This window comes from Serratia sp. Ae19-1, from assembly GCF_059801225.1.
In genome coordinates, this window is sequence record NZ_JBCHWD010000002.1 from 384,882 (window position 1) to 399,133 (window position 14,252).

12 protein-coding genes are annotated in these 14,252 nt (G+C 61.1%); 6 read left to right on the plus strand and 6 right to left on the minus strand.

Annotation, left to right across the window (positions count from 1 at the left end; genetic code table 11):
* Positions 1-618: 618 nt before the first annotated feature.
* Positions 619-2,937 carry a zinc/cadmium/mercury/lead-transporting ATPase gene (locus tag AAIE04_RS07185; RefSeq protein WP_498576723.1) on the plus strand — a complete coding sequence of 773 codons (2,319 nt, stop codon included), beginning with the start codon at positions 619-621 and terminating at the stop codon, positions 2,935-2,937.
* Between the two features lie 89 nt (positions 2,938-3,026).
* Here AAIE04_RS07185 and tusA read toward each other — a convergent pair whose 3' ends face one another.
* Positions 3,027-3,272, minus strand: a complete 246-nt coding sequence (tusA, locus tag AAIE04_RS07190) for a sulfurtransferase TusA (protein ID WP_004934314.1) — start codon at positions 3,270-3,272, stop codon at positions 3,027-3,029.
* 220 nt (positions 3,273-3,492) lie between these two features.
* On the opposite strand from tusA, the gene AAIE04_RS07195 reads away from it, so the two are divergent.
* From AAIE04_RS07195 to AAIE04_RS07205, 3 genes are all read left to right on the plus strand, one after another.
* Positions 3,493-4,152, plus strand: a complete 660-nt coding sequence (locus tag AAIE04_RS07195) for a 7-cyano-7-deazaguanine/7-aminomethyl-7-deazaguanine transporter (RefSeq protein WP_063918197.1) — start codon at positions 3,493-3,495, stop codon at positions 4,150-4,152.
* Between the two features lie 41 nt (positions 4,153-4,193).
* A complete protein-coding gene (locus tag AAIE04_RS07200) occupies positions 4,194-4,628 on the plus strand; it encodes a GNAT family N-acetyltransferase (protein WP_498576724.1) in 435 nt (144 codons plus the stop codon).
* Between the two features lie 80 nt (positions 4,629-4,708).
* A complete protein-coding gene (locus AAIE04_RS07205) occupies positions 4,709-5,272 on the plus strand; it encodes a DcrB family lipoprotein (RefSeq protein ID WP_198636720.1) in 564 nt (187 codons plus the stop codon).
* 32 nt (positions 5,273-5,304) lie between these two features.
* Here AAIE04_RS07205 and glpC read toward each other — a convergent pair whose 3' ends face one another.
* From glpC to glpA, 3 genes are read right to left on the minus strand one after another with little or no spacing between them, the layout of a single operon-like run.
* Positions 5,305-6,504, minus strand: a complete 1,200-nt coding sequence (gene glpC, locus AAIE04_RS07210) for an anaerobic glycerol-3-phosphate dehydrogenase subunit GlpC (RefSeq protein ID WP_019452528.1) — start codon at positions 6,502-6,504, stop codon at positions 5,305-5,307.
* Positions 6,501-7,769, minus strand: a complete 1,269-nt coding sequence (gene glpB / locus AAIE04_RS07215; protein WP_019452529.1) for a glycerol-3-phosphate dehydrogenase subunit GlpB — start codon at positions 7,767-7,769, stop codon at positions 6,501-6,503. Before glpB ends, glpC begins: the two co-directional genes overlap by 4 nt.
* Entirely contained in the window at positions 7,759-9,408 is a 1,650-nt protein-coding gene (gene glpA / locus AAIE04_RS07220; RefSeq protein ID WP_019452530.1) for an anaerobic glycerol-3-phosphate dehydrogenase subunit A, read from the minus strand. Before glpA ends, glpB begins: the two co-directional genes overlap by 11 nt.
* A gap of 364 nt (positions 9,409-9,772) precedes the next feature.
* Between glpA and glpT the strand changes: the two genes are divergently transcribed.
* Together glpT and glpQ are read left to right on the plus strand one after the other, a co-directional pair.
* On the plus strand, positions 9,773-11,128 hold the full coding sequence (glpT, locus tag AAIE04_RS07225) for a glycerol-3-phosphate transporter (protein ID WP_004934295.1): 1,356 nt from the start codon (positions 9,773-9,775) through the stop codon (positions 11,126-11,128).
* 82 nt (positions 11,129-11,210) lie between these two features.
* Positions 11,211-12,290 carry a glycerophosphodiester phosphodiesterase gene (gene glpQ / locus AAIE04_RS07230; protein WP_498576725.1) on the plus strand — a complete coding sequence of 360 codons (1,080 nt, stop codon included), beginning with the start codon at positions 11,211-11,213 and terminating at the stop codon, positions 12,288-12,290.
* 32 nt (positions 12,291-12,322) lie between these two features.
* Here the strand turns inward: glpQ and yigL are convergent, their stop codons facing one another.
* Complete coding sequence (gene yigL, locus AAIE04_RS07235; RefSeq protein ID WP_019452532.1) at positions 12,323-13,120, minus strand: sugar/pyridoxal phosphate phosphatase YigL; 798 nt, start codon at positions 13,118-13,120, stop codon at positions 12,323-12,325.
* A gap of 4 nt (positions 13,121-13,124) precedes the next feature.
* On the minus strand, positions 13,125-14,168 hold the full coding sequence (gene pldB / locus AAIE04_RS07240) for a lysophospholipase L2 (RefSeq protein WP_498576726.1): 1,044 nt from the start codon (positions 14,166-14,168) through the stop codon (positions 13,125-13,127).
* Positions 14,169-14,252 lie beyond the last annotated feature (84 nt).

Consider the following 14,252-nt stretch of genomic DNA (forward strand, 5'->3'; position numbering starts at 1 on the left):
AGCCACGGTTAATGAACCTTAAGCTTGCTGGAAGGGGCTTATGCGCCGTTGCCGGCAGTGTGTTAGGTAGAATTAATGCATATATATCAGCAAATAAGATCACCACTAAAAATGGTAATCGATTCCAATTATAGGCAGGGTCGCAAAACTGAACATAAAATAATCAACCATTTATTGACTCAACGAAAGATTGTTATGCTACTTTATCGCTATCTTTACAAAACAAATGAAACTCAACACCGATAAGTTGGCACCAAACTTCAATAGAAATGCGGCCTGCAGACACAAGCGAATAATGCTGGCTGCCACATCACAAAAAGGTAAATTTTGCTAAAGCGTCATAGATTAATAACTCTTTATTATTAGGTCGGGCGACTTTTTAGTTTCTATAGGAATATTATTTTCTTATTTAAACTAACGGCGGCGAGCCGCTTTATCGAAATAGGTAATAAGGAAAGCCAATAGATTGAAATTCGCATTATTCATTATTGAATGAATATTCCTGCATGCGCCTGAGCGCCGTTAGCAATAATTCTCATCCATCGCTTGACTCTGGAGTGGACTCCAGGGTGTAGAGTCAGACAAGCAAACCCGGTTAACAGCCCGAAGGGGGACGTTATGCTCAATCAGCAAAATCATAATCATCAGGAACATCACCACGCCGAAGGCGGGTGCGGCTGCAACCACAGCCACAGCAAAACGCAGCACGGCTGCAGCAGCGAGCCGAAAAACGCCGCCGCACAGACCGAACACGCTCACCACCATCACGATCATGGCGATAGCGGCTGCTGCACCGCCGCGCCCGACGATCCGGACGAGGAAAGCGACAGGCTGGCCGCCGCTCCCCCTTCCGGCAGCCAACGTTTCAGCTGGAAAGTCACCGGTATGGACTGCCCCAGCTGCGCCAAGAAAATTGAGAATGCCGTCACCGCCATCCCTGGCGTCGACAGCGCGCGGGTGCTGTTCGCCACCGAGAAATTGGTGGTAGACGCGCAGTCCGACATCAGCCTGCGGATCCAGGACGCGGTCGCCCAGGCCGGCTTTACCCTGCTCGGCGCGCAGACCGCCAAAGGCGCCGCGGAAAAAACCTCGCGCTTCGGCGAATTCGCGCCGCTGCTGCTGTTGACCACCTTGATGGTCGTCAGTTGGGTGCTGGATCGGGTTAACCCGGAGCTGGGCCGCATCGCCTTTATCGCCACCACGCTGGTCGGGTTGGCGCCGGTTGCCGCCAAGGCAGTGCGCCTGATCCGTTCCGGCACGCCGTTCGCCATCGAAACGCTGATGAGCGTGGCGGCCATCGGCGCGCTGTTCATCGGCGCCACCGCCGAGGCGGCGATGGTGCTGCTGCTGTTTATGGTTGGTGAACTGCTGGAATCCTACGCCGCCAACCGCGCGCGGCGCGGGGTGACGGCGCTGATGGAGCTGGTGCCGGAAGATGCGCTGCTGCTGCAAGGCACCGAACGTAAACGCGTGCCGGTCGCCAGCCTGCGGCCTGGTGATGTGATTGAAATCGCCCCCGGCGCACGCCTGCCGGCCGACGCCGAGCTGCTCAATCCGTTCGCCAGCTTCGACGAAAGTGCCCTGACCGGCGAATCGGTGCCGGTCGAACGCCAACAGGGTGAGAAAGTGGCCGCCGGCAGCCTGTCCGTCGATCAGGCGGCGCAGATGAAGGTGATCTCCGAGCCCGGCAAAAATGCCATCGACCGTATTCTGCAGTTGATTGAAGAGGCCGAAGAGCGCCGTGCGCCGATCGAACGCTTCCTCGATCGGTTCAGCCGTTATTACACCCCGGCCATTATGCTGCTGGCGGTCGCGGTGATCCTGTTGCCGCCGCTGCTGTTCTCTCAGCCGTGGGATACCTGGATCTATCGCGGCCTGACGCTGCTGTTGATCGGCTGTCCATGCGCGCTGGTGATCTCGACCCCGGCGGCCATTACCTCCGGACTGGCGGCCGCCACGCGGCGCGGCGCGCTGATTAAAGGCGGCGCAGCGCTGGAACAGCTGGGGCAGGTGCAAACTATCGCCTTCGATAAAACCGGTACCCTGACCGAGGGCAAGCCGACGGTCACCGACGTGCTGCCGATCGGCGCCCTCAGCGAACAACGGCTGTTGCAGCTTGCCGCCGCGGTGGAAGCCGGCTCGCATCACCCGCTGGCGCAGGCGATCATCAACCGCGCCGCCGAGAGCGGAGCTGAGCTGCCGCTGGCGCAGGCGCGCCGCGCCCTGGCCGGCATCGGTGTGGAAGGCATCGTGGACGGCAAGACCGTGCTGATCAGCGCGCCGGGCAAGCTGGTGTCAGGCCTGCTCGACGCCCAATGGCAGAGCCAGGTGGACAAGCTGGAAAACGCCGGTAAAACGGCGGTGGTGGTGCTGGAAGACGGCGCGCCTATCGGTTTGCTGGCGCTGCGCGATACGCTGCGCGGCGACGCCAAACAGGCGATCGCCGAACTGAACGCGCTGGGTATTCGCGGCGTGATGCTGACCGGTGACAACCCGCGCGCCGCCGCGGCGATCGCCGGCGAACTGGGTCTCGACTATCGCGCCGGTCTGCTGCCGGAAGATAAGGTCAAAGCGGTCACCGAGCTGAGCGAACTGCGCCCAACGGCGATGATCGGCGACGGCATCAACGACGCCCCGGCGATGAAAGCCTCCAGCATCGGCATCGCCATGGGCAGCGGCACCGACGTGGCGCTGGAAACCGCCGACGCCGCCCTGACCCACAACCGGCTGCTGGGCGTTGCGGAGATGATTCGCATCTCGCGCGCCACCCACGCCAACATCCGGCAAAACATCACCATCGCGCTGGGGTTAAAAGGGGTCTTCCTGATCACCAGCCTGTTGGGATTGACCGGGCTGTGGCTGGCAGTGCTGGCGGACTCCGGCGCCACCGCGCTGGTCACCGCCAACGCGCTGCGGCTATTGAGAAAGCGCAGCTAAGTTCGGAAACAAACACGGGCGCGGCATACCGCGCCCGTTGTCATTTCGGGGAAAGGGACTTTTCTTTCATCAACACGACCGTGCCGCCGTTATACGCCTTTACGCAGCAGATAACGGTATGGCACCTGTTCGGTCTCCTGCGCCACCAGCGTGTGTTCCATAAAGCGGCAGAACCCCGGGATATCGCGGGTGGTGGCCGGATCGTCGGCAATAATCAGCAGCGTTTCGCCGTTGTCCATATGGCGCACGGTTTTACGCACCATCATCACCGGTTCCGGACAGCGCAGCCCCAGCGCGTCGAGCGTCTGGTCCGCCTGGGCAAATAAGTCAGTCATGCAATTTTTCTCGTTCAAAAACGATCGGCGAACGCTCGCCGCATCTCATTAGCGCCTAGTTTACGCCGGTAGTTTTTCTGCGCAAGATGCGTTAACGTTTGCGTTAAATTTAACCATTGCATTGGTTGCGCAAACGCGTATCATGCCGCCGCGCAGCGTTTTTCGCTGTTTTAACAAGACACACTGGGTTCCCTCACCCCACTGCTAAAAAGGCTACAACATGTATTCGTTTACCGCACAGCAGCGCTTCACGGCGTTGGTCTGGCTTTCGCTGTTTCATATCGCCATCATTACCTCCAGCAACTACCTGGTGCAGCTGCCGATCACCGTTTTCGGCTTTCATACCACCTGGGGCGCTTTTACCTTCCCATTCATCTTCCTGGCGACCGATCTGACCGTGCGCATCTTCGGCGCGCCATTGGCGCGGCGCATTATCCTGGCGGTGATGGTGCCGGCACTGTTCATCTCCTACGTGATCTCCACCGTCACCTATCAGGGAGAGTGGCAAGGGTTTGCCGCACTGAGCAGCTTTAACCTGTTCGTGGCGCGCATCGCCGTGGCCAGCTTTATGGCCTATGTGCTCGGCCAGATCCTCGACGTGCACGTCTTCAACCGCCTGCGTCAGCGCAGTGCCTGGTGGGTGGCGCCGGCGGCGGCGATGTTCTTCGGCAACATCAGCGATACGCTGGCGTTCTTCTTCATCGCCTTCTACAAGAGCAGCGATCCCTTCATGGCCAACAACTGGGTGGAGATCGCGCTGGTGGATTACAGCTTCAAGGTCATGATCTGCCTGCTGTTCTTCCTGCCGATGTACGGCGTACTGCTGAACATGCTGCTCAAACGCATCGCGGCGCGCAGCGGCGACCTGCAGCCAGGCTGAACCGTGCTATGCTGGGCGGCCCTATCCTCTGGAGGCCGCCGATGACTCCGCTCACCCGCACCGCCACGCTCGAAGAAATCCACCGTCTGTATCAACGCATCCCCGAATTCGGCGGCCTGCATAGCCTGGCCGATCTGCAACAGCGCATCGGCGCCGCCCCCGCCAGCCTGCTGCTCGCCGAGATCGACGGCCAACCGGCCGGCTTCAAACTCGGTTATCAACGGCAGGAGACGGTGTTTTACAGCTGGCTGGGCGGCGTGCTGCCGGCGTTTCGTCGCCATGGCGTCGCGCAGGCGCTGCTGGCCGAACAAGAACGCTGGGCTCGGGCGCAGGGCTATCGCCAACTGACGGTCAAAACCCGTAATCGATTTCCCGCCATGCTAACGATGCTGCTCACTCACCACTATCAGATTGTTCAGCTGGAAAAGAAAGGCGAAGTGGCTGATTATCGGCTATTACTGGAAAAAAACTTGTGACAACATCTGCCTTGCATTTCAACCTGGAATAGGTTGCGATACGACAGTAAATCCCTACCGGAAAGGAAGAAGGAAGCCCGATGCGTAAAGTAGCGAAATTGATGGGTATCAGCCTGCTGGCGCTTGGCCTCGCGGCCTGCGACGGCGACACCAAAGACACCAAGGCGGCAACGGACGGTACGGCGGCCAGCGCCTCAGCGGGGCAGCAGGTCAGCCTGTTAAACGGCAACCTGGCGTTCACCCTGCCGGCCGGCATGGCGGATCAGAGCGGCAAACTGGGTAACCAGGCCAACAACATGCACGTTTACGCTGACACCACCGGCCAGCGCGCAGTGATTGTGATCCTCGGCGACAAGACCGCCGACAGCCTGGAAACGCTGGCCAAGCGCCTGGAAAACACCCAGCGCGCGCGTGACGCCAACCTGCAGGTGATCACCAACAAAGCCATCGACGTCAACGGCGTGCCGCTGCGTCAGCTGGACAGCATCATCACCAGCGGCGGCGAAAAGGCTTACTCTTCTATCCTGATCGGCTCGCTGAACAACAATATGCTGACCATTCAGGTGACGTTGCCGGCAGACAACCAGCAGCAGGCGCAGACCGAAGCCGAAAGCATCATCTCCACCCTGAAGCTGAAGCAGTAATCCTACGGGGCCGGCTTGCCGGCCCTTGAACGTTAGGCCAGCGCCTGCGCCAGCAGGGTGATCGGATGCTCGCAGCGCTTGCTGGTGGACATTTCGATCTGCCACTTGCAGGTCTCGCAATCGGTCACCACCAGATCCACCCCGCTCTCTTCTATCTGCCGGAACAGCGGCGCGCCGATGCCTTGCGACGTGGCATAGTTCTCCGACTTGAACCCGTAGGTGCCGGCGATGCCGCAGCACTGCGAATCCAGCACCACCAGCTCCAGCCCAGGTATCTGGCGCAACAACTCCAGGGTGTAGGCGGTCCAGCCCATTTTCTCCATATGGCAAGGCGTGTGGTAAGCCACCCGCAGCGGCGTGTGCTGCAGCGGCAGGCTGCGCCCCTGATTGATCAGACGATAGAGATAGCGCGTCGCCAGCTCTACCCGATCGCGCACCGGGGTGGTGTCCACATCCAGCAAATGGGGGTATTCGTCACGCAGAGTGAAGGTGCAGCTTGATGAGGTCGCCACCACCGGAATACCGCGCTCCAGCACCGTTTCCTGCAGCGATTCGGCGTTGACTCTGGCCTGCTTTTTCGCCTGCTCGATAAACCCGTTGGCGATCAGCGGCACGCCGCAGCATTTCTCGCGCTTCAGCAACTGTACGCCGATATCCAGCGCGTTGAACACTCGGATCAAATCCTTGCCCAGCTGCGGGTGGTTGTAGTTGACGAAGCAGCCGTGGAAGAACGCCACCTGCTCGGCGTAACGCTGCTGGGCCTGCGCCTGTTGCCGGTACCAGCGGCGGAAGGTGCCGAACGAATACTTCGGCAGTTCGCGACGATGATCGATCTTCAGCGCCTTGTCCAACAGCTTGCGCACCGGTTTCAGCCCGGTGGCGGCGTTGACGATCGGCGCAAACGGCGTCGACAGCGATCCCATGATGTCGGTATGGCTAAGGATGGCGTCGCGCAGCGTCGGTTTGCTCTGGGCGAAGTCGGCACGGGCGCGTTGAATGATGTCGCCGATTTTGACGTCCGATGGGCAGGCCACTTCGCAGCGCTTGCAGTTGGTGCAGTATTTCAGCGCTTCGTCATACAGCGCCGGGTCTTTCAGCCGCAGCCGTTCGCCGTCCGGCCCCGCCTGTTTCGGCCCCGGGTAGAGCGGGTTAACTTTGGCGACCGGGCAGTAGGTGGTGCAAACGGTGCATTTGATGCAGCTTTCAAAGCTGTGGTCCTGATGCAGGCTCATGCGTTCTCCTCCGCGGCGATCTGCTGCGCGACGTGCAGCGCCCCGATCAATGACACGCCGGCGCCGCAGCCCTGCTGCAGCGGATCGTAACCGCCGGCGACCGCGCCGATGGCATACAGATTGTCGAACGGCATCCCCTGTTTCATCGCCCGCAGCCTGCCGTCGGTGCGCACGCCGAACTGCAGATAAGGCTGCGGCGCGAACAGTTCGCGTTGGCTCCAGTCGGCACGATCCGCGCGGCTGTGCACGTCCAGCCCGAAGATAGGCTCACGCACCCGGTCGAACTCCGCTACCAACCCGTTGCTGAAGAAGCTGCCGCTGGCCAGCACCACCTGCTGCGCCCGCAGCGGAATATCGCCATGGTTGCGGGTGTACAGGCCGGTGACGCAGCCGGCTTCGCACTCGGCGCGCACTACGCTGTCACCCGGCATGAAAACGCCACCCAGCTGCTGGAGACGCCGCCGCAGCGCCTGATGCAAGCGCATGCCGGGCACCGAAGGCGGCAACGTCGGCAGCAGTCGGATCGGCTTGCCGACCGCATCCTGCAGCACCGCCAGCGACGCATCATCCTCCAGGCCCAGACAGGCCGGCAGGAAGAGCGCCTCGGCCTCACCCGCCAGCCGCCGCAGCTCTTCGGCCATCGGCGGCAGGCTTTCCATCAAATCCAGTACCCGGGCGATGTTCACCGCGCGGAACTCACTGGGGTTATTGCGCAATCGGTCCAGCGCCGGCACGTGCAGATAGGCTACGTCCGTCTGCACGCCGAGCTCCCGGCTTAAGGAGTCGGCAGCCATCTGCGGCTGGAAGTCGAGGAACCCTTCGATGCCGATCACCGCGATGCGCCGCCAGGGCAACTGGCCGGTCAGCGGCAGCGTCGGGATCGCCTGCGGGCTGAGCCAGGTGGCGCGGCGCGTGCCGAGCGGCGTAATGCGCAGATGGTTTTTGGTCCCCTCACCCTGCAGGTTCAGCCCGCAGCGTTCCAGCAGCCGTTGCGCGGCGGCGGACAGCGCCGCCACCCGGCCGGGGCCAATCAGAGAATACGGATGCTGCGGCGCCTGCTGCGCCAGCTGCGGCAACGCCGCCAACGGCATCTCGACCGGCGTGCCGTCCGGCAATCTCGCCAACAGATCGAGCGAACCGGAGGAGAAGTAGAGCGCGCTCTGGCCAGAACTGACCACCGCGCAGCGCTTGCCCTGCTCGGCCACGGCAATGGCGCAGCTCAGGCCCGCCAGGCCGCCGCCAATCACCACTACGTCAAATCGCATCATCCGCCTCCTGCCCCTTGTCGGCCTGGGCCTCAAGCCCGCATAACCCTTGATAAACCCAGCTGGTAAATTCGCTCTCGCGCAGCGCATCGCCCCAGGCGATCGGCCGAACACCTTTCCATCGTTCGTTGAGGAACTGCGACAGCTGCGCGATGGACTGCTGCGGCGTGCTGACGTTAAAGCGCGTCAACAGCCCGGCGGCGCGACAGGCGCAGAGTTCCCCCTGGCAGGTGCCCATGCCGACGCGGGTGCGGCGGCGCAGATCCACCAGGTTATTGACGGTCAGCGAATTGACCGCATAGCGCACCTCCCCGGCGGTCACCGCCTCGCATTCGCACACCAGGCTGGTGTCGAGCCGATCGGCCGCCGGCACCTGGCTGGCGCGATCGCCGTGCCGGTAAATCGCCGAACCGCGAATGCTGGCGGGCAGAGAAACTACGCGGCGCACCGTTTCCTCCGCCGACTGACGGGATCCCGGCAACGCGTCCTGCGCGGTGGTGCACGGGCTGTTTACCCCAAGCTTTTCGCACACCTTGTCGGTGGCCCACTCCGCCATCAGACGGTAGGTCATCAGCTTGCCGCCGGTGATGGTGATGAACCCTTCCAGCCCGTCGCGGGCGGCGTGATCGAGCAGCACGATGCCGCGGCTGACGTTGCGCCCGCTGGGATCGTCGTCGCTGGCCACCAGCGGCCGCACCCCGGCGTAGGCGCGCAAAATGCGGGTCTGCGCCAGAGTGGGCGCCAGCAGCGCCCCTTCGCGGATCAGAATGTCCACCTCCTGCGGGGTCACCAGCATGTTGTCAATTTGGTCGTAGTCGATATGGGTCGAGGTGGTGCCGATCAGCGAGATGGTGTCGCCCGGTACCAGGATGTCGGCGTCCGCCGGTTTGCGGCAGCGGTTGATCACCATGTTGTTGATGCGATGGCCGAGGATCAGCAGCGCCCCCTTGGCCGGGAACATGCGGATGCGCAAATCGGCGTATTCGGCGATCTGCTGGCCCCAGATGCCGGCGGCATTGACCACCACCGGCGCGTGCAGCTCATAGCGCCGCTGACTCTGATGGTCGTAAACGCGCACGCCCGTCACCCGATCGCCGCTGCGCAACAATCCCACCACCTGGTGGTAGGTCAGGATCTGCGCGCCGTGTTCGCGCGCGTCCAACATGTTGGCAGCGGTCAGCCGGAAGGGATCGACGGTGCCGTCCGGCACGCGCACCGCGCCGATCAGCGCGGGGTTAGCCGCCGGCTCCAGCCGCAGCGCCAGCTGCGGGTCGATCGCTTCGGCGTCGATGTCGGCCTGGCGACAGGCGGCGATAAACTGTTGCTGATACTCCAGCGAGTCCTGCGGCAGGGTGATGAACAGCCCATCGGTGCGCTCGATACAGTGATGCGCGATGCGTTTCAGGATGCGGTTCTCTTCGATGCACTCGCGCGCCGACTCGCCGTCAGTCACCGCATAGCGCGCGCCGCTGTGCAGCAAGCCGTGGTTGCGGCCGGTGGCGCCGGTGGCGATGTCATGACGCTCCAGCAAAATGCAGCGCAAGCCGCGCCGCGCACAATCGCGGGCAATGCCTGCGCCGGTGGCGCCGCCGCCGATGATGATCACATCCGTTTCGCCGCCGTCAAAATAGCTGCTCATTTCGCTCCCTCAGGATCGGTAGTTATGAGCCTATTGAGCCACGGTTATTAGGGTCTTTGTTTGATAAGGAACAAGAACGAACATGAAACGAAATAAAAATGTCCACAAAAAACCATCAATGTGATCATAATCACGATTTTTGGACGTTTTTCTATTTCATAACGTTAACGAATCGCTCAAAATCCGCCGTGGTTTCATGAAAGTGTAACAATTGCGCCATTCGTCACAGCGACACCAGGCGTATTTGATGACAATGGCGCTCGTTATGGAACACAAAAACACCACATTCGATATCCGCTCAATCATCAAATGAACGTAAAAGGTCATATTGATGTGATAACAGATAAAGCCATCGGAGGCGCTCATGTTGAGTATTTTTAAGCCGGCCGCACACATCGCCCGTGTGCCGAGCGATAAGGTAGACCCGCTCTACCGTAAGCTGCGCTGGCAAATTTTCCTGGGGATCTTCTTCGGTTACGCCGCTTACTATCTGGTGCGTAAGAACTTCACCCTGGCCATGCCTTACCTGATCGAACAAGGCTTCAGCCGCGGTGACCTCGGCTTCGCGCTGTCGGGCATCTCCATCGCCTACGGCTTCTCCAAATTCATCATGGGCTCGGTCTCCGACCGATCCAACCCGCGGGTATTCCTGCCAGCCGGTCTGATCCTGGCGGCGGCGGTAATGCTGTTCATGGGCTTCGTGCCGTGGGCAACCTCCAGCATCGCCATCATGTTCGTCCTGCTGTTCCTGTGCGGCTGGTTCCAGGGCATGGGTTGGCCGCCGTGCGGCCGCACCATGGTGCACTGGTGGTCGCAGAAAGAACGCGGCGGCATCGTTTCCATCTGGAACTGCGCCCACAACGTGGGTGGCGGCCTGCCGCCGCTGCTGTTCCTGCTGGGTATGGCCTGGTTCAATGACTGGCACGCGGCGCTGTACATGCCGGCCTTCGGCGCCATCCTGGTGGCCCTGATCGCCTTCGCCCTGATGCGCGACACCCCGCAATCCTGCGGCCTGCCGCCGATTGAAGAGTACAAAAACGACTATCCGGACGACTACAGCGAAAAAGACGAAGAAGAGCTGACCGCCAAGCAGATCTTCATGCAGTACATCCTGCCGAACAAGCTGCTGTGGTACATCGCGGTCGCCAACGTGTTCGTCTACCTGCTGCGTTACGGCATTCTGGACTGGTCGCCGACCTACCTGAAAGAAGTGAAGCACTTCGCGCTGGACAAGTCTTCCTGGGCCTACTTCCTGTATGAGTACGCCGGTATTCCGGGCACTCTGCTGTGCGGCTGGATGTCGGACAAGGTGTTCAAAGGCAACCGCGGCGCCACCGGCGTGTTCTTCATGACGCTGGTGACCATCGCCACCGTGGTGTTCTGGATGAACCCGGCCGGCAACCCGACCGTGGACATGATCTGTATGCTGGTCATCGGCTTCCTGATCTACGGCCCGGTCATGCTGATCGGCCTGCATGCGCTGGAGCTGGCGCCGAAGAAAGCCGCCGGCACCGCCGCAGGCTTCACCGGCCTGTTCGGCTACCTGGGCGGCTCGGTTGCGGCCAGCGCCATCGTCGGTTACACCGTGGACTTCTTCGGTTGGGACGGCGGCTTTATGGTGATGATCGGCGGCGGCGTGCTGGCGGTTATCCTGCTGCTGCTGACCATGCTGAACGAGAAGAAACACCACGCGGAAATTGCTGCCGGCAAGCGCGGCTAACCGTCACACGACTTTTGCATGATTTAAAGGCCGCCCTGCGGCCTTTTTACTACCCTGCCCCCAACAACACGGAGAAAACGGAATGCGGACTCAAGTCAAAGCCCTGCTGACAGGAATCATTCTCGCCACCTCAATGGTCAGCACCGCGCAGGCGGCGGACAAAGTGGTGATCGCCCACCGCGGCGCCAGCGGCTACCTGCCGGAACACACCCTGCCGGCGAAGGCGATGGCCTATGCGCAGGGCGCCGATTACCTCGAGCAAGACCTGGTGATGACCAAAGACAACGAGCTGGTGGTGCTGCACGACCACTACCTCGATCGCGTCACCGACGTCGCCGAACGCTTCCCGGATCGCGCGCGTAAAGACGGCCGCTACTACGCCATCGACTTTACGCTGGCGGAGATCAAATCGCTGAAGTTCACCGAAGGCTTTGAAATCGAAAACGGCAAGAAGGTGCAGGGCTACCCTGGCCGCTTCCCGATGGGCAAATCCGACTTCCGCGTACACACCTTCCAGGAAGAGATCGAGTTCGTGCAGGGTCTGAACCACTCGACCGGCAAAAACATCGGCATCTACCCTGAAATCAAGGCACCGTGGTTCCATAAGCAGGAAGGCAAAGACATCTCCAGCAAAGTGCTGGCGGTGCTCAAGCAGTACGGCTACACCGGCAAGAACGACAACGTCTACCTGCAGTGCTTCGACGCCAACGAGCTCAAACGCATCAAGAACGAGCTGGAGCCGAAGCTGGGCATGGATCTGAAGCTGGTGCAGCTGATCGCCTATAACGACTGGCAGGAAACCTACGAGCAGAAAGCCGATGGCAAGTGGGTGGAATACGACTACGACTGGATGTTCAAGCCGGGCGCGATGAAGAAAATCGCGCAGTATGCCGACGGCATCGGGCCGGACTACCACATGCTGGTGGTAGCGGATAAATCCAAGCCGGGCCACATCGTGCTGACCGACATGGTGAAAGAAGCGCACGCCAGCAAGCTGGCGGTGCATCCATTCACCATTCGCGCCGATGCGCTGCCGAAGTACGTGACCGACGTGAATCAGCTGTATGACGTGATTTACAACCAGGCCGGCGTTGACGGCGTGTTCACCGACTTCCCGGACAAGGGCGTGCAGTTCCTGCAGAAGCAGGGCCAGCACAAATAATGCCAAGGGCGCCGCAAGGCGCCCTTGTTATTTCAGAGGAACATTTTGCGCAGGTAGTGCGGCACCGCGTTGTCGACGTTGGAGCCGATCACCTCCAGCTCAGGCAGCATATCCTTCAGGCGCTGATGCGCGTCGCGCATGATGCAGCCCTTGCCGGCCATCGACAGCATCTCCAGATCGTTCATGCCGTCGCCGAAGGCGATGCACTCTTGCAGCGTATAGCCGATGATCTTGGCCACTTCTTCCAGTGCATGCCCTTTCGACACGCCGCCCGCCATCACTTCCAGGCAGGTCGGGAACGAGAAGCTGACGTTGACCCGATCGCCCCAGCGCGCGTTGATGGCGTCTTCCACCTGCAGCAACCGCTCATGGTCTTCACAGGTGAAGTAAACCTTGCAGACGCCGTCGGTTTCCAGCAGGCCCGGCTCGAACAGTTGATATTTGAACACAGATTCCTGGAAGAACTCTTCCTGCTCCGGGCTCTCGCGGTTGATGAACCAGTCATCGTTACGGTAGACGTTGGTGGTGATCTCCGGATCGTCGTGCAGCATGCCGTACAGATCGCGGGCGATATCCCCGTCCAGATTATGGCTGAAGATCAGCTCGCCGGCGGTATTGTGCACCCGCGCGCCGTTGGAGGTGATCATAAAGGCGCTGATCTCCAGGCTGTCGCGGATCTGCGCCACGTCGATATGGTGGCGGCCGGTGGCGAACACGAAATGCACGCCGCGCTGGGTCAGCAGCTTCAGCGTTTCTTTGGCGTACGGCGACAGGGTATGGTCGGGAGACAGCAGCGTGCCATCTAAATCGGAAGCGACGACGTGATACATAGCGTTATGTTCTAACCTCTGATGGAGTTGTCGGCGGCAGCGCACCGCCTAAGTGTTGAGCAAAGAAGCGCAGAATTGCGTTCAGTGCTTCGGCGCGCATCGCGTCCCGCTCGAACAGGATCTCATGGCGTGCGCCGTTGATAACCAACGGGAGCTCCCCTTCGCAAGGGCGCCCCGCGTCTGACAGAGCCTGACAAAAAGCCTGGTGCGAACGGTTGTCGACTACCCGTTCCTCACCGGCTTGCAAAAGCAACAGCGGCGTTGTTATCTCCCCGGCCTGCGCGATAATCTGCCGGCCGGCACGAATGCTCTCCCGCACCCAATGGTAGGTCGGCCCGCCCACCTGCAGCTCGGGGTAATCGGCGTAATAGCGCAGGCTGCGCCGGTAGCGCTCGCGGCTGTGGGTCAACACATTGACCACATAGGGCAGCGGACGCCACTGGCCGGTGCCCACCGCGTAATAGTCGCGGATCGCCGGGTGCGCCTCCGCCCAGTCGAGAATGCGGTCGGCGAGCCAGCCCGGCATCGGCAACTGAATGCCGAACATCGGCGCGCAAAACGCCGCCGCGTCGAACGCCTGCGGCCGACGCTGCAGGAACCGCGCCAGGATCGCGCCGCCCATCGAATGCGCCAGCGCGAAGCGCTGCCGGTAACCGCGCGATTCGACCTCGCACAGCCAAAGCTGCTCGAAATCGTCCACGTAGTCGTCGAAGTTTACCACATGACCGCGGTGCGTATCCGCCAGTAAACGCCCGGAGCGCCCCTGCCCGCGATGATCGACGATCACCACGTCGTAGCCGCAGTGGAACAGGTCGTAGGCCACCTCAGGGTATTTCACGTAGCTTTCGATGCGGCCGGGGCTGACCACCACCACCCGCTGATGCCGCGCGGAACGAAAACGCACAAAGCGGATCGGCACGCCGTCCACGCCGCTGAACTCGCCTTCTTCGCGCTGCCGCCAGAAGTCCAGCAGCGGCCCGGTGGCGAAGGCGGCGAACTGCGTTTCACGCGTTAACCAGTCATCGGAGCTGAGAGTGAACGAGGTCATCGAGAGCGTTTTCCCTGTGGGGCCGGCGGAAAATGTGACCGCTGGCACAAGAAATCATACTAGCGTATTGTGATTCAATTCTTA